Here is an 18,341-nt window from a genome sequence, read left to right on the forward strand (position 1 = left end):
GCTGGACGGGTGACTCAGCGCCTCGAACCCGGATCCGCAGCCCCCGACTTCAGCCTCCTCGACCAGGACGGCTCACGCCTCTCCCTCGCCGACCTGCGCGGCGAGAAGGTCGTCCTGTACTTCTACCCGGCGGCGATGACGCCGGGGTGCACAACGCAGGCGTGCGACTTCCGCGACAGCCTCGGCTCGCTCCAGGGCGCCGGCTACCGTGTCATCGGGATCTCCCGCGACGAGCCCTCGAAGCTCGCCGCGTTCCGCGAGCGCGATGGACTCACCTTCACCCTGCTCAGCGACCCCGACCATGCGGTCCACGCGGCGTACGGGGCGTGGGGCGAGAAGATGAACTACGGCAAGGTCGTCGAGGGCGTCCTCCGCTCGACGTTCGTGCTCGACGAGAAGGGCACCGTCGAGCTCGCGCTGTACAACGTCAAGGCCACCGGCCACGTCGCACGAATCCGCAAGCTGCTCGGCATCGACGCCTGACGCCTGAAGCCTGACGCCTGACGCCTGACGCCTGACGCCTGACGAGTGACCGTCTCAGCAGGCGGTCACTCGGCTGCGCGCTGTTCGCCTTCGCGGCGCGCGCTGGCGATGAGCAGGGCGAATCCGAGCAGCCCGGGCAGACCCACGGCGAACGTGAAGAGCCACGAGATCGGCTGCAGCGTGAGCGAGGCGAGCGCCAGGGCGACCGCCAGCACCTGGAAGACCACTCCCCCGGATCGCGCCGACGACCGACCCGTGCGGGTGCCGATCGCGAAGGCGATCAGGGCGGCCGCGCCGATGAGCGTGAGCACGATCAGGGCCAGTGCCGTCGGAAGCGACGCGGCGTCGCCGGCACCCAGGCCCGCGAGCTCGATGACGGCGAAAACCAGCAGCGCCGCGCCCTCTGCAGCGAGCACGGCCGCCGCCGCGAGAGCCAGTCCGGGTGCGCGCACGATGTGTCTCCTGAGAATCGAGTGAGAAGGCGGAAAACCCTTGATTTCGCAGGTTTCATGTAACAGAATGGACAGCGTCATGTGCTCCCACAGCGGCGTGGGGCGGGCGTTTCGCTCGCATCACAATTCGCGGGCATCCGTCCGCATATCACCAGGGTAACTGAACCCGAACAGTCGCCCGAAATCAGAGCGGTCGCGTCACGACCTCTCTGGAAATCCACACCGAGGAGCCCCCATGGACTGGCGCGACAAAGCCGCCTGTTTGACTGTCGATCCCGAGCTGTTCTTCCCCGTCGGGAACACCGGTCCGGCCGTCGACCAGATCGAGAAGGCGAAGGCCGTCTGCGCCACCTGCACGGTGACCGAGATCTGCCTGCAGTACGCACTCGAGAGCAGCCAGGACTCGGGCGTCTGGGGTGGCCTCTCCGAGGACGAGCGCCGTGCCCTGAAGCGCCGCGCCGCACGCGCCCGCCGCGCCTCCTGAACTTCTCGAAAGCGGCCTGAGACCCCGGTCTCAGGCCGCTTTCGTCTGCGTGCGGCCCGCCCTCAGGGCTCGAGCCAGCGCAGCGGGATGTCGATGACCACTTCGGTGCCCTCGCCGTCGGCGCCGCGCCATTCGATCGTGCCGCCGAGCTCGCCCTGGATGAGGGTGCGGATGATCTGCGTGCCGAGTCCCTGACCGATCCGCCCCTCCGGCAGCCCGAGGCCCGTGTCGTGCACGGTCACGCGGAGGTTGTCCTCGGTGCGCTTCGCGTCGATCGTCACCAGGCCCTCGCGGCCGGCCAGCCCGTGCTCGACGGCGTTGGTGACGACCTCCGTCAGGGCGAGCGCGAGCGGGGTCGCATACTCGCTGGGCAGCACGCCGAATCGACCGGTCGACTGCGTGCGTGCCCGCGTGTTCGGCGCGGACGCGACTTCGGCGACGAGCTTCAGCACGCGGTGGAACACCTCGTCGAAGTCGACCTTCTGCGTCAGCCCCTGCGCGAGGGTGTCATGCACGACGGCGATGGAGTCGACCCGGCGCATCGCCTGGGTGAGGGCGTCGCGCGCCTCGTCGGAGTGGGTACGACGCGCCTGGATGCGCAGCAGCGACGCGACGGTCTGCAGGTTGTTCTTCACCCGGTGGTGGATCTCGCGGATGGTCGCGTCCTTGGTGATGAGCTCCTGCTCCTGGTGCCGCAGCTCCGAGACATCGCGGCACAGCACGATCGCACCGATCCGGGTGCCGTGATCCTTGAGCGGGATCGCGCGCAGCGACACGGTCACGCCGCGCGCCTCGATGTCGGTGCGCCACGGAGCGCGTCCGGTGACGACGACGGGGAGGGACTCGTCGACCTGCCGCGACGGCGGAACGAGCCGCGTGGTCACCTCTGCCAGGGACTCCCCCTCCAGCTCGTCGTCGAACCCCATGCGGTTGAACGCCGAGAGGGCGTTCGGGCTGGCGAAGGTCGTGATGCCGTCGACATCGATGCGGATGAGCCCGTCCGATGCGCGAGGAGCACCACGGCGCGGTGACGTCGGAGCCGCGAGATCCGGGAAACTGCCGTCGGCGATCATCCGGAAGAGGTCGTTCGCGCACTCGTCGAAGGTGATCTGCTGGCGGGACGGCGTCCTCGCCTCGCCGAGGTTCGTGTGCCGGGTCACGACGCCGATGACCGTCGGGCCGTTGTCGGCGTTCCCGCGATCCCGGACGATCGGCACGGCCCGCACCCGGGTCGGCGTCTCCTCGAACCAGTCGGGCGAGGACGAGTCCACGATCTTCGCCGACTCGAATGCCCCCTGCACCTGGGTGCGCCACTGCGGCCGCACGCGCTCTCCGACGATGTCGCGGTAGAAGAGCGTGGCCGCACCGCTGGGCCTCGCGTGCGCCACCGCGATGAAGGACCCGTCCTCGGTCTGGATCCAGATCACGATGTCCGCCGAGGCGAGGTCGGCGAGCAGCTGGCCGTCGCCGGCGAGTCGATGGAGCCACTCGACGTCGCTGTCGGTCAGGCGACCCTGGGCGTGGGCGAGATCACTGAGGGTTGACACCTCACCAGCCTAGGCCGACATCGGTCAGAGGATCGCCAGGGAGCTCGCGCGCCAACGGCGGTCGAGGCCTTCCAGACGCACGGCGACGGCACGCGTGCGCCCGGGACCTGCCACGACGACGACCGCCTCGATGACTCCGTCGACCGGTTCGCAGACGCGGATCGACAGGATCTCGAACGTCGGACGGGCAGGCGGCACGCCCCTCGCGCTCCGCGCCCTCGCCGACAGGTTCGCCCTGGTCACCAGGCTGCGGAACGCATCCTCACTGAACCATCGGGCCAGCTGATCGACCTCTCTGACTCCGGCGAGCACCTCGAGCGCTCCCTGGGTCAGACTTCGCAGCAGCGGCAGCGGGTCGGGGAGCTCGACGGTCGGGGTCGGTTGCGGTGCGAAGTACTCGTGAAGCGTCATCATGGGAACCCTCGATCGTGGAGAACGGCGAGTCAGTTCAGCACGCGGAGGAGACCCCGCAGGGGCCTGTGCAACAGGAATGTGGATAACTCGTACGTGGCATCCGGGCCTCCCCTACGCTCTGTCGGATGCACTGGGATCGCCTGTTCGAAGACCTCGAAGGCCAGCTCGCCTCGGAGTGGGAGGCCGAGCGCGCCGCGCTCGACGCCGAGTCCGAGCGTCTGCGGATCGCGCGCCTGGAGCTGCGCTCGCGTCTCCGCGTGCTGTGCACGGCCGGCGCCGTGGCCACGATCGACCTCGCGAACGGCCGACGCCTCCCGGTGACCCTGCAGGCCCTCGGAGCCGATTGGATCGCCGCCGTGTCGAGGGTCGCCGCCGGAGCCCACGGCGCCCCGTCGACCCTGCTGATTCCCGAGCACGCCATCGCCGGCATCACGCTCGATCACGGCATGGTCCTCGCGAGCCTCGACGACACCCAGCCCTCAGCGCATGCGCTCCGCGAGCGGATGACGCTCGGCTTCGTGCTGCGCGACCTCGCGCGGCGTCGCGTCGCCGTGCACGTGAGCACGCTCACAGGGGAGGACATCCACGGCACCATCGACCGCGCCGCGGCGGATCATCTCGACCTGGCGGTGCACGATGCCGGGGACGCCCGACGCGCTTCCGCGGTGCAGGGATTCCGGATCATCCCGTTCCCGTGGCTGATCGCGGTGCGGACGCCCGGTGCTCAGGCGCCGTGAGCCGACGAGGTTCCCCAGACCTCGGGAAAGCTCGCGGTCTGGGACTGCCGCCAGAGCGCCATGCGCCGCGCGGTCTCCGACTGCTCGGCGAGATAGCCCTGCAGGCTCGATTCCTCGACGCGCCACCGCGCGGGTGAGCCGAGCTGCGATCCGCGGAGTCGCCCGTCGTGCACGAGAGAGATCACCTCGTCGACGCCGATGCTCAGCAGCTCGGCGACCTGCGCCGGAGCGAGGAAACGCGGAGCGGACGCGGGCGATTCGGCCATGGCCCCATTCTCCCCCAGGTGCGCCCGCGGGCAAGGGACGATCGCGCCCTGTGGATAACTCGACGGGCCGGGGCGTGATTTCTGTGACGATGTCGCCATGGCTGTCCTCTCCCGCTCCCGGCGCGCGTTCTGGGGCGATGTCCGCTTCCTCGTCGGCATCGCTCTCGTGATCGCGTCCATCACCGGCGTCTGGCTCATCGTCTCCGCCTCCGACGACGCCGTGCCGGTTCTGCAGGCGAACCGCACGATCACCGAGGGCGAGGCTCTCTCCTCGGGTGACTTCCAGGTCGTCGAGGTCGGACTGGGCGCACTCGCCGACGACTATCTGGGTCCGCAGCAGCTCGAACCGGGTCAGGTCGCCGCGCGCACGCTCGAGAAGGGCGAGATCGTGCCGGCTTCGGCGATCGCCGCCGCGACCGAGAATCGCAGCACCACGATCGTGGTCGAGAGCAGCACCGGCATCCCCGAAGACGTCACGACGGGCACCGTGGTCGAGGTCTGGCACGCACCGCCGCTCGACGACGGGCGCTCATACGACGTGCCGCGCATCCTCGTCGCCGAGGTGACCGTGCGCTCGGTGGTCGAAGCCGACGGGATGCTGGCCGACGAGGGCACCGGGATCGAGCTCGTGATCGACCGCGCCGACGTCGCCGACGTCCTCGCCGCCGTCACGGGAGGCTCGTCTCTCTCCGTCGTACCCGTGCGGTCAGGCTCGTGACCTCTGTGATCGTGGCGCTCCCCGCACCTCGCGCCGGTGAGCTCGCGGCCGAGCTCGAGGCGGAAGACGTGCGAGTCGTGGCCGTCGTCCGTCCGGACGCTCCGATCGAACTCGTGCCGGGGATCGAGGCGATCGTGGTCCCTGCGGCGCGCTCCGTGCTCACCTCGGCCCTGATCGCGGCATGCGACCGCGCCGGCGTGCGCATCGTCACGCTCGGCGGCGCGGAGACCCGCCTGCTCGGTCGGCTCGGGCTCGCGGCGGCCCTCCCCGCCGACGCCGCCGGATGGGAGGTCGTCGCTGCCCTGACGGCCGAATCCCCGATCCCCGTCGCGCGTTCGACCGAACGGCATCGCGTCATCGCGGTCTGGGGTCCGCAGGGAGCACCGGGTCGATCCACCATCGCGATCCAGCTCGCCGTCGAGCTTTCTCGAGCCGGCCGGGGCACCGCTCTCGTGGACGCGGATTCGGTCGCTCCTTCGCTCGCGCTGCTGCTCGGACTCGGCGACGACTCCCCCGGTCTCGCCGCCGCCTGCCGACGCGCCGAACTCGGGGGCCTCGATGCGGCGGAGCTCACGCGACTGGCCACGACGATCTCCACCAGCGCGGGAGACCTCGAGGTCCTCCCGGGCCTCAACCGGCCCAGCCGGTGGCCGGAGCTGTCCTCGATGCGCATGCGCGAGACCCTCCGTGCCTGTCGCGAGTGGATCGACGACACCGTGGTCGATGTCGGTGCCGCCTTCGACGCCGATGAGGAGGTGACGAGCGACCTGGCAGGACCACGACGGCACGCGGCGACGTCGGCGACGCTGCAGGAGGCCGATGCCGTCATCGCGGTCGCGTCCGCCGACCCCGTCGGTATCAGCAGGTTCCTGCGCGACCACGCGGAGCTGCGACGGCTCGCCACTCCCAGCCCGGTGCTCGTCGTCGTGAACCAGGTGCGGCCCGGCTCTCTGGGGCTCGACGCGCGCGGCCAGGTGCGCCGCACGCTCGAGCGCTTCGCCGGCATCACCGACGTCGCTTTCGTCCCGTTCGATCAGCGCGCTGCCGACGCCGCGCTGCTCCACGCGCGGCCCATCGCCGACGTCGCGCCGCGCTCGTCGCTCGTCGCCGCCGTGCGCCGACTCGCCGCGTCGCTCTCCCCCGACGGCGTCGACGTGGCTACTGGCGATAGCTCGCGAGGAAGTTCCCCAGTCGTTCGACGGCTTCGCTCAGCACTCGCGGCTCGGGAAGTGTGACCAGGCGCAGATGGTCGGGCGTCGGCCAGTTGAAGCCGGTGCCCTGCACGAGGAGGATGTGCTCCGAGACCAACAGGTCGTACACGAGTTTCGAGTCGTCGCGGATCTCGTGCACGTTCGGGTCGAGTCGGGGGAACGCGTAGAGCGCCCCCTGCGGCTTGACACAGGACACGCCGGGGATCGCCTCGAGTCCCTCCCACGCGATGTCGCGCTGCTCATGCAGTCGACCCGTCGACGAGATCAGCGCATCGATCGACTGCACCCCGGAGAGCGCGGCCTGCACCGCGTGCTGCGCAGGGACGTTCGGGCAGAGCCTCGTGGAGGCGAGCAGGGTGATCCCCTCGAGGAACCCCTTCGCATGGTCCTGGGGTCCGGTGATGACCATCCACCCCGAGCGGTAGCCGGCGACGCGATAGGTCTTGGACAGGCCGTTGAAGGTGAGGCAGAGCAGGTCGGGTGCGAGCGTCGCGGTCGGGATGTGCACCGCCCCGTCGAAGAGGATGCGGTCGTAGATCTCATCCGAGAGCAGGAGCAGCTGATGCTCCCGCGCGATCTGCACGAGCCCCTCGAGGATCTCGCGCGAGTAGACGACACCCGTGGGGTTGTTCGGGTTGATGATCACCATCGCCTTGGTGCGCGGCGTGATCTTCGAGCGGATGTCCTCGAGATCGGGCTGCCACCCGTCATCCTCATCGCAGAGGTAGTGCACGGGGGTGCCGCCGGCGAGGCTCGTCATCGCGGTCCACAGCGGATAGTCCGGCGCGGGGATGAGAACCTCGTCCCCCTCGTCGAGCAGCGCCTGCATCGTCATCGTGATCAGCTCGGAGACGCCGTTGCCGAGGTAGACGTCGTCGGGATCGAAGCGCGGGAAGCCCTCGATCTGCTCGTAGCGGCTCACGACCGCACGGCGGGCGGAGATGATGCCCTTGCTGTCGCTGTACCCGTGCGCCGTCGGAAGGGCCGCGAGCATGTCGTGCACGATCTGATGAGGGGCGTCGAAGCCGAAGATCGCCGGATTCCCGGTGTTCAGCTTGAGGATCTTATGGCCCTCGGCCTCCAGCCGCGCCGCCTCGACGAGGGCGTTTCCGCGGATCTCGTACAGGACGTTCTTGAGCTTCGACGACTGGTCGAAGTTGCGCATGGGGGTCATCGACCAAGCCTACAGCGACGAAGAGAGGGCCAATCGACACCGATTGGCCCTCTCTTCCACCGCTGCGCGGCTACTTCTTCTTCTTCTTCTCCTGCGCACGGCGCTGCTCACGGTTCCCGGCGGCCGGCGCAGCTGCCGCGCCATCCGTCCGCTGACCGAAGGCACCCCGCGGGGCCTCCTCGGGCTCCTCCTGCGGAGCCTGGGTCCGGGCGGCGGCAGCCTGGCGAAGACGCTCGGTCGCCGCCTGCTGCACCTGACCGCGATCGTTGCGCACCTCGACCTCGCCGGCGTCGTTCGCGGCGGAGTACTCCAGCCGCTGCTCGCCGCCGTCGGTCGCCAGCCCCTTGGCCTCGACCTCCGCCGTCTGCGCGTCCGCGCGGCGCACCTCGACCTCGAGGTTGTAGAGGTAGCCGACCGACTCCTCCTTGATCTGCCCCATCATCGACTGGAACATCGCGTAACCCTCGCGCTGGTACTCGATGAGCGGGTCGCGCTGCGCCATCGCACGGAGGCCGATGCCGTCTTTGAGGTAGTCCATCTCGTAGAGGTGGTCGCGCCAACGACGGTCCAGCACCTGCAGCACGACCCGGCGCTCGAGCTCGCGCGTCGCCGCCTCGCCGAGGGTCTGCTCTCGGGTCTCGTACGCGATCTTCGCGTCGGAGAGCAGTTCGCGCGTGAGCCCCTCCGCCGTGATGCCGCCCTTGCGGCCTGCGGCCTCGGACACGACCTCGTCGATCGTGACGCCGACGGGGTAGAGCGTCTTCAGCTCGGTCCACAGAGCGTCGAAGTCCCAGCTCTCGTTGTGTCCCTCCCCGGTGTGGTCGCCCACGACGCCGCTGATCGCGTCTTCGATGAAGTGCTGCACCCGGCCGGCGATGTCGTCGCCCTGCAGGATGTGACGGCGGTCGGCGTAGATCGCCTCGCGCTGGCGGTTCAGCACGTCGTCGTACTTGAGCACGTTCTTGCGCATCTCCGCGTTGCGCGACTCGACCTGGGACTGCGCGCTGCGGATCGCCCGCGAGACGAGACCCGATTCGATCGGCACATCGTCGGGGAAGTTCGTGCGCGACAGGATGGCCTCGGCCGCGCCCGACTGGAACAGGCGCATGAGGTCGTCGGTGAGGCTCAGGTAGAACCGGCTCTCGCCCGGGTCTCCCTGACGACCCGAGCGACCGCGCAGCTGGTTGTCGATGCGGCGGGACTCGTGGCGCTCGGTGCCGAGGACGTAGAGTCCGCCGGCCTCGATGACCTTGCCGGACTCCTCGGCGACCACGTCCTTCATCGCCTGGTACGTCTCGTCCCAGGCGATCTCGTACTCCTCGGGAGTCTCGACCGGGTCGAGTCCTCTGCTCTTGAGCTCCTGCACGGCGAGGAACTCGGCGTTTCCGCCGAGCATGATGTCGGTTCCACGACCCGCCATGTTCGTCGCGACGGTGACCGCGCCGAGGCGACCGGCGCGGGCGACGATCTCGGCCTCGCGTGCGTGGTTCTTCGCGTTGAGCACCTCGTGCTTGATGCCCTTCTTGGCGAGCAGGCGCGAGAGGTATTCGCTCTTCTCGACGCTCACCGTGCCCACGAGCACAGGCTGGCCGCTGTTGTGGCGTTCCGCGATGTCTTCGACGACCTGGGTGAACTTCGCCGTCTCGTTCTTGTACACGAGGTCGGACTGGTCCTTGCGGATCATCGGCCGGTTCGTCGGGATCGGGATGACGCCGAGCTTGTAGGTCGACATGAACTCGGCCGCCTCGGTCTCGGCGGTACCGGTCATGCCCGCGAGCTTCTCGTAGAGACGGAAGTAGTTCTGCAGGGTGACCGTGGCGAGGGTCTGGTTCTCGGCCTTGACCGGGACGCCCTCCTTGGCCTCGATGGCCTGGTGGATTCCCTCGTTGTAGCGACGACCGACCAGGATGCGACCGGTGTGCTCGTCGACGATCATGACCTCGTCGTTCATGACGACGTAGTCGGTGTCCTTCTTGAAGAGGGCGAGCGCCTTGATCGAGTTGTTGAGGAACGAGATCAGCGGGGTGTTCGCCGACTCGTACAGGTTCTCGATGCCGAGGTAGTCCTCGACCTTCTCGATGCCCGGCTCGAGCACGCCGACGGTCCGCTTCTTCTCGTCGACCTCGTAGTCCTCACCGGCCACGAGGGTGCGGGCGATCTTGGCGAACTCGGCGAACCAGCGGTTGGCCTCGCCCGACGAGGGACCGGAGATGATGAGCGGTGTGCGGGCCTCGTCGATGAGGATCGAGTCGACCTCGTCGACGATCGCGAAGAAGTGCTCGCGCTGCACGAGATCTTCCTTGCGCCAGGCCATGTTGTCGCGCAGGTAGTCGAAGCCGAACTCGTTGTTCGTGCCGTACGTGATGTCCGCGGCGTACTGCTCGCGACGCACGGCCGGGGTCTGTCCCGAGACGATGATTCCGGTGGTCATTCCGAGGGCGCGGAACACGCGGCCCATGAGCTCCGCCTGGTAGCTCGCGAGGAAGTCGTTCACCGTGATGATGTGGACGCCCTTGCCGGCGATCGCGTTGAGGTAGGCCGGGAAGGTCGCGACGAGCGTCTTTCCCTCACCGGTCTTCATCTCGGCGATGTTGCCGAGGTGCAGGGCCGCGCCGCCCATGATCTGCACGTCGTAGGCCCGCATGCCGAGCGTGCGCTTGGCCGCTTCACGCACCGCCGCGAACGCCTCGGGCATCAGCTGATCGAGCGTCTCGCCCTTCTCGAAGCGGGTGCGGAGCTCGGTCGTCTCGTTCCGCAGCTCGTCGTCGGTGAGCTTGGAGATGTCCTCTTCCAGCGCCCCCACTGCCTTGACCACCTGGTTCAGGCGGCGGATGACCCGCCCCTCACCAGCACGCAGCAGCTTCTCAAGAGGATTGGCCACGGATGTCATCTCCCTGTCAGTGGGTAAATCGCCGGCGACCATAAGGCGGTCGCCAGGCATACTTTGCCATGTTACCGGGCTGTGACCTGCACGTCGCCTGCAAGCATGCTCCGCGCGGCGGCCCCGATGGTTGCCCGGTATCCATATACTCGGTATCGCGTTCGACAACACGCCATCGGGAGATCATCATGTCGGTTCGTCAGAGCCTGCTCGCCATCCTCGATCAGGGCCCCTGCTACGGCTATCAGCTGCGACACGAGTTCGAGCGGCGCACCGGCTCGACCTGGCCGCTCAACGTGGGGCAGATCTACAACACCCTTGAGCGGCTCGAGCGCGACGGCCTGGTCCGCCGCGGCGACGCGGACGAGCACGGACACGTCTACTGGGAGATCACCGATGCCGGATCGGCCGAGGTGGCGCAGTGGCTCTCCTCTCCCGTCGTGCGCGCCCAGGCGGCGCGTGATGAGCTGGCGATCAAGCTCGCCGTGGCCGCGACGCTGCCCGGCAACGATGCCGACGCCGCCATCCGAACGCAGCGCGAGGCCTCCGCTCGCAAGCTGAAGACGCTCGAGGACTCTCGCCGTCCCGGAGGCGCCGACGACGGCCCTGAGGCGCTGGCGCGGTCGCTGGTGCTGGAGTCGATGATCTTCGCAGCCGAGGCGGAGGTGCGCTGGCTCGACTTCGCCGCACAGCGTCTCGCGCAGCATCCGCAGCACGCGATGGCTCTCGAACTCGCCACGGAGCGGCCCAAACGAGGACGCCCGACCACGCGGGTCGCGGTGGTCGCGTGACGCCCTGAGCGAACCCGGCTCACCCCGAGCGGATGCTCAGCCACCGTGAGCGCGCAGGAAACTAGGATCGGATCATGGCTGGAATTTGGGGCAGACGTAAACGCGAACAGGAAGAACTCGCCGCACAGGACGCCGATCTGGCGCGTCGCGCCGAGCAGGCTCTGGTCAGTGCCGATGAGAGGATCCGCACGACGTCGGATGAGCTCGCGTTCGCCGAGGCCGAGCTCGGCGAGTCCCTGACCGCCGACCTGCGCAAGGCTCTGGCTGCCGTGCGCACGCATCTGCGCGAGGCCTTCCAGCTGCACCAGCTGAACCACGACGAGATCCCCGATACGGCCGAAGAGCTGCGCACCCGCAACGCGCGCATCCTGCAGCTGTGCGACTGGGCTCAGGACCTGCTCGACGAGAAGACGTCGGTGCTCGCCGCGTCCGTCGCCAAGGTGCGCCGCGCGCCCGAGGTCATCGCCCAGGTGCGAGCGGACGCCGCAGCACTGAGCGCTCGCATCCCTCAGACCAAGGAATCGGTCTCGCGGCTGTCCGCCCGCTACGCCGAGTCCGCGATGCACCAGATCACCGCCAGCGCCGCCGAAGCCGAGCAGCTCATCGCCTTCGCGACGCACAGCGCCGACATCTCCGAGCGACGGCGTGCCGCCAAGCAGAACGAGGAGGCCAACCTCGCCCTCGAGACCGCCACCGAGGCCACCCGCCGCGCGTCCGCCCTGCTCGACGCGGTCGAGGACTTCGAGATCGAGGCGCTGCGCGCGGAGTCCACGCTCGCCGAGGTCGTCGCCGACTCGCGGGGCGATCTGATCGCCGCGCGCAACGCTCCCCCGGCGCCCGCCGTCGCTGAGGCCGTCACGGCCCTGCAGGCCGCCCTGAGCGCCCTCACCCCGTCGGGTACGCCGAACGATCCCTTCGCGGAGCTGTCGCAACTGCGCACCGCGAATTCCGCCCTGGATGACGCCATCGCGAAGGCGCGGCACCGCGCAGAGCACCCCCTGCCGAGCATTCCGCAGGTGCAGCATGCGATCGACGACGCCGACCGACAGCTCGGCGTGGCCCGCGGACTCATCTCCGGGCATCGCGGCTGGATCGGCGCCGACGCGCGCACGCGTCTCGCCGAAGCCGAGCGGCTGCGTGTCGACCTCTCCGATCTCCTGCCCGCCGAGGACACGCGCGAGGAGGCCCTCGTGCAGGCCCGGCGCGTGGCTCATCTGGCCTCGGAGGCTCTGCAGCTCGCACAGCGCGACATCGATTCCTCGCGCCCCGACGATCAGGGCTGGGGCGGCGGAGGCGGCTACGGCGGCGGCGGCTGGGGCGGACGCCCCCGCGGCGGCGGCGGCGGTGACATCGCGTCCGGCATCCTGGGCGGACTCGTGATCGGCAGCCTCCTCGACGGCATCTTCGACTGAGCAGCCTGCTCACCGGAACCCTCTCCACGACAGAACGGCCCGCCCCTCTCGGGACGGGCCGTTCTGCGTATCAGCTCAGGAAGCCAGCGCCTCCGCGGGCGGAGCCTGGGTGCTCAGCGCGATCACGCCGTAGTCCCAGCCCTTGCGGCGGTACACGACGCTGGGGTGGTCGGTGCGCACATCGACGAACAGGAAGAAGTCGTGTCCGACCAGCTCCATGCGGTCGACCGCCTCCTCCACCGTCATCCACTCGGCGTCGAAGCTCTTGGTGCGGATGACGACCGGCGAGTACGACTCGTCGTCGTCGTTCTGCACCGGGATGCTCCCCGTCGCCACCGCGTGCAGCACGTCGGCCGAGGCCGGCTGCACGTCGATGCCCTCGAGCTCTCCGGTGCCCTTCTCGAAGTGGGCGCCGCGAGGATGCTGTCGTCCGTCGACCCGCTTCTCCTTGGCGCGTCGCAGCTGCTCGGACATCTTGTCGACCGCGAGATCGAGAGCGACGAACTTGTCACCGTCCGTCGCCTCTGCGCGAACGACCGGGCCCTTCCCGACGAGCGTCAGCTCGACGGTCTCCTCGGGGACGTGACCGTTGCGGAACACGCGGTGAGTGACCTTCACATCCAGCCGTTGCGCTCGACTCGCGAGCGTCTCGACCCTGGCGATCTTCTCCTCGACAACGGTTCGGAAGCGATCGGTGATTCCCACTCCGACGCCGACGATGCTCGTTTCCATTGCTGTCTCCTTGTCCCGGTCCTCCCGGCCAAGGGCGGACCGTTGTCGCCTTGTGGTCCCCAACCGTAGTCCGCATGCGAGTCGATGTCACTGGTGACTTTCGTCGTGTCGTCGGTGAGTTCCCGATGAGTCTCCTCAGAATCGGGCGCGCCTCGGCGTGGCGGCGAGCGTCACCGCCGAGGCCACTCGGAAACCTGCCGCACGAAGGGCGCGGGCCGCTTCATCGAGCGTCGCGCCGGTCGTCACCACGTCGTCGACGAGGACGGCGTGCGCCCCTCCGCCGGGCCGACGCGCGCGCATCGTCGCGTGGACGTTGGCGGCGCGCTCGTGGATGCCGAGGCCACGCTGATCGACCGGCCGCGCGACCAGCGAGAGCACACGCTGGGGAGTGTATCCCGCTCGACGGACGAGCAGCTCGGGCACGCGGTAGCCCCGGCGGCGGAAGGCGCTGCGCGAAGTGGGGACCGGCACGATCCAGGTCGACGGCGACACGGTGGGCGCCAGGACCGCGGCGAGCGCCGCACCGAGGGGACGCGCCAGGTAGGTCTCTCCATCGCTCTTGAGCCGCCGGATGCACCGAGCAGCCACCCCGTCGTATGCGAGGGCCGCTTCTACGCGCAGACCTGCGGGCGTGACATGCTCACGGGGCTCCGGCACGAGCACCGCGCGGCACGACGGGCACAGCAACTGACCGGGGGCGTCGCAGCCGGCGCAGGACGCGGCGAGGAGGAAGGCGGCGATCTCGCCGCCGACGGCTCGGAGAACCGAGGTACTGTTCATCCGACGATCCTGACGGACGCAACCAGCCGATGGGGCTCTGCGGCATCGCCGACAGGGAGAGCGGATCGATCAGTGTTCTGTGCAGGAGAGGTGGATCACTCGCCGGCACGCGTCGCGAGGACCGAGATGTCCGTCGCGATCTCCCGCCAGGTCGAACCGGCGTGCGCGAAGAGCTGTCCGCCCACCCCGACGACCCGCAGCCCGCCGACGGTCCGGGCGCCCGCGATCGAGACCGCATCCTCGGGGGCGGCCTCCGCGGTCCCGGGTCCGCCCACCATCTGGGTGACGACCTGCGGCCCCAGCGGGTCGACGAGAACGGCCAGGCGCTCGGTGCCGAGCCACGCCAGCCCTGTGGCCGGTGCGGAGATCAGCGAGACCTGCTTCATGTCGCCGAGCTCGAGCGGGATCCCCGCGGGATCGCGAACGATGGCGGCGACCACCACCCACCGCTGCTGGCCCACCGTCACGACGGCCGCCACCCTGGCGCCGTCGGAGGAGACCCGCAGGTCGGAGATCGACGAGGCGTTCGGCCAGGCATTCGCCACGTCGTGCTCCACGACGTCACTCCCCCGTGCCTGCAGCGCACCGGGCTCGCCTGCCGGGACGGTCCAGGTGTAGCCGTAGGGATCGAGCGAGGGTTCGATCAGGCCCGGCCGGGAGTCCAGCTCGTCGAAGGTCCCGTCGCCGATCAGGTACACATGGCCGTCGGCGAGCTGCGCAGCGGCCAGGGAGTCGTCCGCTGCGACGTCGATCGACACGATCGGCTGATCGATCGCGGCGACGCCGGGGGTGATCCCGGGGATCTCGGTGACCTCGTCGCCGACGATCCGCCCGAAGACGCCGTTCTGCACGACGATGGTTCCGACGTCGGGCGGAGTGTCGACGAGTTCGACCACCCCGGCATCCAGAGTCCGCCCGTCCACCGCGAAGCGCACCTGCGTCACAGAGACTCCGGCGGCCTTCAGCGTCTCCTGCAGCTGCGTGCGCATGCGGGACAGCGTCAGCTGGTCGAGGCCGACGGCGGGGCGCGTGAGAGCGACCTCGGCGACCTGATCCGTGATCAGCACGGCATCCTGAGCGAGCTGCACGTCGGCGGGGAAGGCGGTCTGCACCGCAGGATCGAGCCACGGACTGGGCGCGCCGTCGATGAGCGCCTGGGTGACGGTGGTCGCGGGACTCTGGCGTCGCGGGAACCACCGGACGTCCGGCACGAGTCGGGACCACCCGCCGTCGAAGTACTGCAGCGGATAGCCGTCGAAGACGTTCGCGAACCGGGGCTCGTCGATGACGATGCCGTCGGGCGCCTGCGTGATGCGCCACTCGCCGTCATCCATCCGCTCCAGGGCGAACATCGTCGGCGATGCGCCGGGCGCCTCCGCGTAGGCACCGGCCTCGTCGACGATCGCGACGAGGTCCAGCCGCACCTGCACGTCGGCGCTGTCCGCGTCCTCGACCGCGTCCGATGCCACGGAGGAGGTGAGGACGCGTGTCTCGGTGCCGACGTCGATCGACACGCCGGCCGCGGGACGCCATGACCGCTGCAGCGAGGGAGCGAGGAACTCGCGAGCGGTCGCCCAGTTGTCGGAGGTCGTGATCCCCGCCTCGAGGAATCCCTCGACGATCTCCTGTGGCCCCGCCCCCTGGATAGGTCCCGACGCGACCGGCAGGAAGTCGACGTCCTGGGTCGACTCGCCGAGCACCAGGCCCACCGCGACGTCGCCGGTGGTCGGCAGGCCCGCGCACGCAGGCAGCAGCAGGGCGGCGACGACCAGCGCGACGCCGCGCAGCATCCGGGACGCTCGGCGCTCAGTCATGATCGTCCGGCTCCTTCAACAGTCCGGGAAGCTCCGCCCACGAGATGGGCTGCGTCGCATCGCCGAGTTCCGCAAGCGGCTCCTGGGGCTCGATCGGGATCGGGCTCGGTCCCTCCAGCGCGGCGCCGTGCCGCGGGATCGTGAGGACGAAGTTCGTGCCGACGCCGAGCTCCGACCACACGCCGAGGGTGCCGCCGTGCAGGGTCGCATCGCCGAGCGAGATCGAGAGTCCGAGCCCGGTGCCGCCGATGGTGCGCTGGCGCGACGGGTCGGCGCGCCAGAAGCGGTCGAAGACGCGTTCGGCGTCGGCGGGCTCCATCCCGAGACCGAAGTCGCGCACGCCCGCCGCCACCGCGTGCTGATTGCTGTCGACGGTGACGACGATCGGCCGGCCCTCGCCGTGCTCGATCGCGTTGCCGATGAGATTGCGCAGCACCCGGCGGACCCGTCGTGGGTCCATGTCCACCGGCGAGTACCCGCCCGGCGCGACGAGCCGCAGTTCGGACCCGCGTCCCTCGGCGAGCGGATGCATCTGGTCGATGATGTCCTCGGCGAGGTGCGCCAGGCTCGTCGCCTCGAGCTCGAGCTGCACGGAACCCGCGTCGTAGCGACTGATCTCGAGCAGATCGGCGAGGAGGGTCTCGAAGCGCTGCACCTGCGTGTGCAGCAGCTCGGTGGTGCGAGCGGTGGTGGGATCGAACTCCTCGCGCTGGTCGTTCAGCATGTCCGCGGCGAGCCGGATCGTCGTCAGCGGCGTGCGCAGCTCGTGCGACACGTCGGACACGAAGCGCTGCTGCACCATCGAGAGCTCGCCGAGCTCCTTGATCTGCGCCTCGATGCTGTCGGCCATCGCGTTGAAGGAGCGACCGAGCGTGGCGAGCTCATCTTCTCCGTGAACCTCCAGGCGCACGCCGAGGTCGCCCGCCGCCAGCCGGGCGCTCGTCTCGGCGGCCTGCACGATCGGCGTCGCGACCGCGCGCAGCACGATCCAGGAGATCGCGGCGACGATCGCGACCAGACCGATGCCGGCGATCCACAGGGTGCGCTGCACGAACACGAGCGTCTGATTCGCATCCTGCAGGTCGTAGGCGAAGTAGATCGCGAAGGCCCCGGCCTCCGGCACGTTCAGCTGCTGCCCGACGACGATCCCCGGCACCTCGCCCCCGTCCGCGACAGGGAGCGCGACGGACTGCCACGCCTGACGATCGGCGAACTCCTCGACGCGCGTCTCGATCTCCGGGCTGAGTCGGTTCCTGCTCAGCCCCGCGGTGAAGCCGTTCAGGCGCACGCCGTCCGACTCCGTGTCGATCCGGAAGCCGGCGAGCTGATCGGTGCTCGACGTTCGCGCCAGGTTCGCCTGGATGCTGCTCCACAGGTCGGCGAGAGCGGCCGGGTCGTCGCTCACCTCGGCGACGTCGAGGATGTCCTGCGCCTGATCGACGGCGCGGCGCGCGTCTTCGAGAGCGACGTTCTTGCGCGATACGAACAGGTCGTTCTGGATCACGAGCGCCATCGTGACGCAGGTGATGAAGATCGCCAGCGACGTCGCGAGCAGGGTGATGGTGAGGGTGCGGAACCGCAGCGAGCGGCGCCACAGCGCCGAGAGCACGGTCGGCCAGCCCCGCCAGTCGCGCAGGACAGCGACGGCCGTGGTGGTCGCTGTCGTCGCGGCCATCGTGCTCCTAGCCGACGCTCCCGGCGCGATAGCCCACGCCGCGCACCGTCATCACGATCTTGGGGTTGTCCGGGTCGAGTTCGACCTTCGCCCGGAGCCGCTGCACGTGCACGTTCACGAGTCGCGTGTCGGCCTTGTAGTGGTAGCCCCAGACCTGCTCCAGCAGCATCTCGCGGGAGAACACCTGCTGCGGCTTGGAGGCGAGCGCGACGAGCAGCTGGAACTCGAGCGGAGTCAGGGCGATCGGGGTCGTGCCGCGACGCACCTCATGGGCGTCGACGTCGACCGTGAGGTCGCCGACCTTCAGCTGCTCGCTCGTCGTCTGCGGCGTCGGGCGCAGGCGGGTGCGGATGCGAGCGACCAGCTCCTTCGGGTTGAAGGGCTTCACCATGTAGTCGTCCGCGCCGACCTCGAGGCCGCGGACCACGTCGGCGGTGTCGCCACGCGCGGTCAGCATGAGGATCGGCACGCCGGACTCGGCGCGGATGCGCGTGCAGATCTCGATGCCGTCCATGCCGGGGAGCATGAGGTCGAGGAGCACCAGGTCGGGGCGCTGCGTGCGCCATTCGTCGACCGCACGGGCGCCATCGGCGCAGAACACCGGCTCGAAACCCTCCGTGCGCAGCACGATGCCGATCATCTCGGCGAGCGCGGTGTCGTCGTCGACCACAAGAATGCGTGAGGTCATAACTGTTACCTTATGGCACCGAGTACCGCCGTCCCCAGGTCTGCGCACCACCGACAGGGATATGACACGATGGGAGCGCACG

18 protein-coding genes are annotated in these 18,341 nt (G+C 69.4%); 7 read left to right on the forward strand and 11 right to left on the reverse strand.

Annotated features, from left to right (window positions below):
* Positions 1-9 precede the first annotated feature (9 nt).
* Positions 10-483, forward strand: coding sequence for a thioredoxin-dependent thiol peroxidase (gene bcp / locus DW306_RS08065; RefSeq protein ID WP_136055101.1), 474 nt, complete (start codon positions 10-12; stop codon positions 481-483).
* 65 nt (positions 484-548) lie between these two features.
* Here the strand turns inward: bcp and DW306_RS08070 are convergent, their stop codons facing one another.
* Positions 549-935 carry a hypothetical protein gene (locus tag DW306_RS08070; RefSeq protein WP_136055102.1) on the reverse strand — a complete coding sequence of 129 codons (387 nt, stop codon included), beginning with the start codon at positions 933-935 and terminating at the stop codon, positions 549-551.
* 235 nt (positions 936-1,170) lie between these two features.
* On the opposite strand from DW306_RS08070, the gene DW306_RS08075 reads away from it, so the two are divergent.
* A complete protein-coding gene (locus DW306_RS08075; protein ID WP_136055103.1) occupies positions 1,171-1,419 on the forward strand; it encodes a WhiB family transcriptional regulator in 249 nt (82 codons plus the stop codon).
* Positions 1,420-1,481: 62 nt separating this feature from the next.
* Here the strand turns inward: DW306_RS08075 and DW306_RS08080 are convergent, their stop codons facing one another.
* Positions 1,482-2,966, reverse strand: coding sequence for a PAS domain-containing sensor histidine kinase (locus DW306_RS08080; protein ID WP_136055104.1), 1,485 nt, complete (start codon positions 2,964-2,966; stop codon positions 1,482-1,484).
* Between the two features lie 24 nt (positions 2,967-2,990).
* Positions 2,991-3,377, reverse strand: coding sequence for an Rv3235 family protein (locus DW306_RS08085; RefSeq protein ID WP_136055172.1), 387 nt, complete (start codon positions 3,375-3,377; stop codon positions 2,991-2,993).
* A 128-nt stretch (positions 3,378-3,505) separates the two neighbouring features.
* Here DW306_RS08085 and DW306_RS08090 point away from each other — a divergent pair, with 128 nt between their 5' ends.
* Positions 3,506-4,117, forward strand: coding sequence for a hypothetical protein (locus DW306_RS08090; RefSeq protein WP_136055105.1), 612 nt, complete (start codon positions 3,506-3,508; stop codon positions 4,115-4,117).
* On the opposite strand, the gene DW306_RS08095 is transcribed toward DW306_RS08090, so the two are convergent.
* Positions 4,105-4,383 carry a helix-turn-helix domain-containing protein gene (locus DW306_RS08095; protein WP_136055106.1) on the reverse strand — a complete coding sequence of 93 codons (279 nt, stop codon included), beginning with the start codon at positions 4,381-4,383 and terminating at the stop codon, positions 4,105-4,107. The genes DW306_RS08090 and DW306_RS08095 overlap by 13 nt on opposite strands.
* Before the next feature lie 97 nt (positions 4,384-4,480).
* Here DW306_RS08095 and DW306_RS08100 point away from each other — a divergent pair, with 97 nt between their 5' ends.
* Both DW306_RS08100 and DW306_RS08105 read left to right on the forward strand, forming a co-directional pair.
* Complete coding sequence (locus DW306_RS08100; RefSeq protein ID WP_136055107.1) at positions 4,481-5,101, forward strand: SAF domain-containing protein; 621 nt, start codon at positions 4,481-4,483, stop codon at positions 5,099-5,101.
* Positions 5,098-6,336, forward strand: a complete 1,239-nt coding sequence (locus DW306_RS08105) for a P-loop NTPase (protein ID WP_136055108.1) — start codon at positions 5,098-5,100, stop codon at positions 6,334-6,336. Before DW306_RS08100 ends, DW306_RS08105 begins: the two co-directional genes overlap by 4 nt.
* Here the strand turns inward: DW306_RS08105 and DW306_RS08110 are convergent.
* Together DW306_RS08110 and secA are read right to left on the reverse strand one after the other, a co-directional pair.
* Positions 6,260-7,486: a pyridoxal phosphate-dependent aminotransferase gene (locus DW306_RS08110; RefSeq protein WP_136055109.1), complete on the reverse strand. Its 1,227-nt coding sequence runs from the start codon at positions 7,484-7,486 to the stop codon at positions 6,260-6,262. The two genes, DW306_RS08105 and DW306_RS08110, sit on opposite strands and share 77 nt — an antisense overlap.
* A gap of 70 nt (positions 7,487-7,556) precedes the next feature.
* Entirely contained in the window at positions 7,557-10,367 is a 2,811-nt protein-coding gene (gene secA, locus DW306_RS08115) for a preprotein translocase subunit SecA (protein WP_136055110.1), read from the reverse strand.
* Positions 10,368-10,555: 188 nt separating this feature from the next.
* On the opposite strand from secA, the gene DW306_RS08120 reads away from it, so the two are divergent.
* Both DW306_RS08120 and DW306_RS08125 read left to right on the forward strand, forming a co-directional pair.
* Entirely contained in the window at positions 10,556-11,158 is a 603-nt protein-coding gene (locus DW306_RS08120; protein WP_136055111.1) for a PadR family transcriptional regulator, read from the forward strand.
* A 74-nt stretch (positions 11,159-11,232) separates the two neighbouring features.
* Positions 11,233-12,570: a hypothetical protein gene (locus tag DW306_RS08125; RefSeq protein WP_136055112.1), complete on the forward strand. Its 1,338-nt coding sequence runs from the start codon at positions 11,233-11,235 to the stop codon at positions 12,568-12,570.
* Positions 12,571-12,645: 75 nt separating this feature from the next.
* Here DW306_RS08125 and raiA read toward each other — a convergent pair whose 3' ends face one another.
* The 5 genes from raiA to mtrA form a co-directional block, all read right to left on the reverse strand.
* Positions 12,646-13,302: a ribosome-associated translation inhibitor RaiA gene (raiA, locus tag DW306_RS08130; protein ID WP_136055113.1), complete on the reverse strand. Its 657-nt coding sequence runs from the start codon at positions 13,300-13,302 to the stop codon at positions 12,646-12,648.
* Positions 13,303-13,437: 135 nt separating this feature from the next.
* Positions 13,438-14,082 carry a phosphoribosyltransferase family protein gene (locus DW306_RS08135; protein WP_136055114.1) on the reverse strand — a complete coding sequence of 215 codons (645 nt, stop codon included), beginning with the start codon at positions 14,080-14,082 and terminating at the stop codon, positions 13,438-13,440.
* A gap of 95 nt (positions 14,083-14,177) precedes the next feature.
* Positions 14,178-15,896: an LpqB family beta-propeller domain-containing protein gene (locus DW306_RS08140; protein ID WP_240747114.1), complete on the reverse strand. Its 1,719-nt coding sequence runs from the start codon at positions 15,894-15,896 to the stop codon at positions 14,178-14,180.
* On the reverse strand, positions 15,889-17,571 hold the full coding sequence (gene mtrB / locus DW306_RS08145; RefSeq protein ID WP_136055115.1) for an MtrAB system histidine kinase MtrB: 1,683 nt from the start codon (positions 17,569-17,571) through the stop codon (positions 15,889-15,891). The genes DW306_RS08140 and mtrB overlap by 8 nt, the downstream gene beginning before the upstream one ends.
* Before the next feature lie 7 nt (positions 17,572-17,578).
* Complete coding sequence (gene mtrA / locus DW306_RS08150; protein ID WP_136055116.1) at positions 17,579-18,259, reverse strand: MtrAB system response regulator MtrA; 681 nt, start codon at positions 18,257-18,259, stop codon at positions 17,579-17,581.
* Positions 18,260-18,341: the final 82 nt, after the last annotated feature.

It is taken from the genome of Microbacterium sp. K24 (genome assembly GCF_004794465.1).
GTDB lineage: Bacteria > Actinomycetota > Actinomycetes > Actinomycetales > Microbacteriaceae > Microbacterium.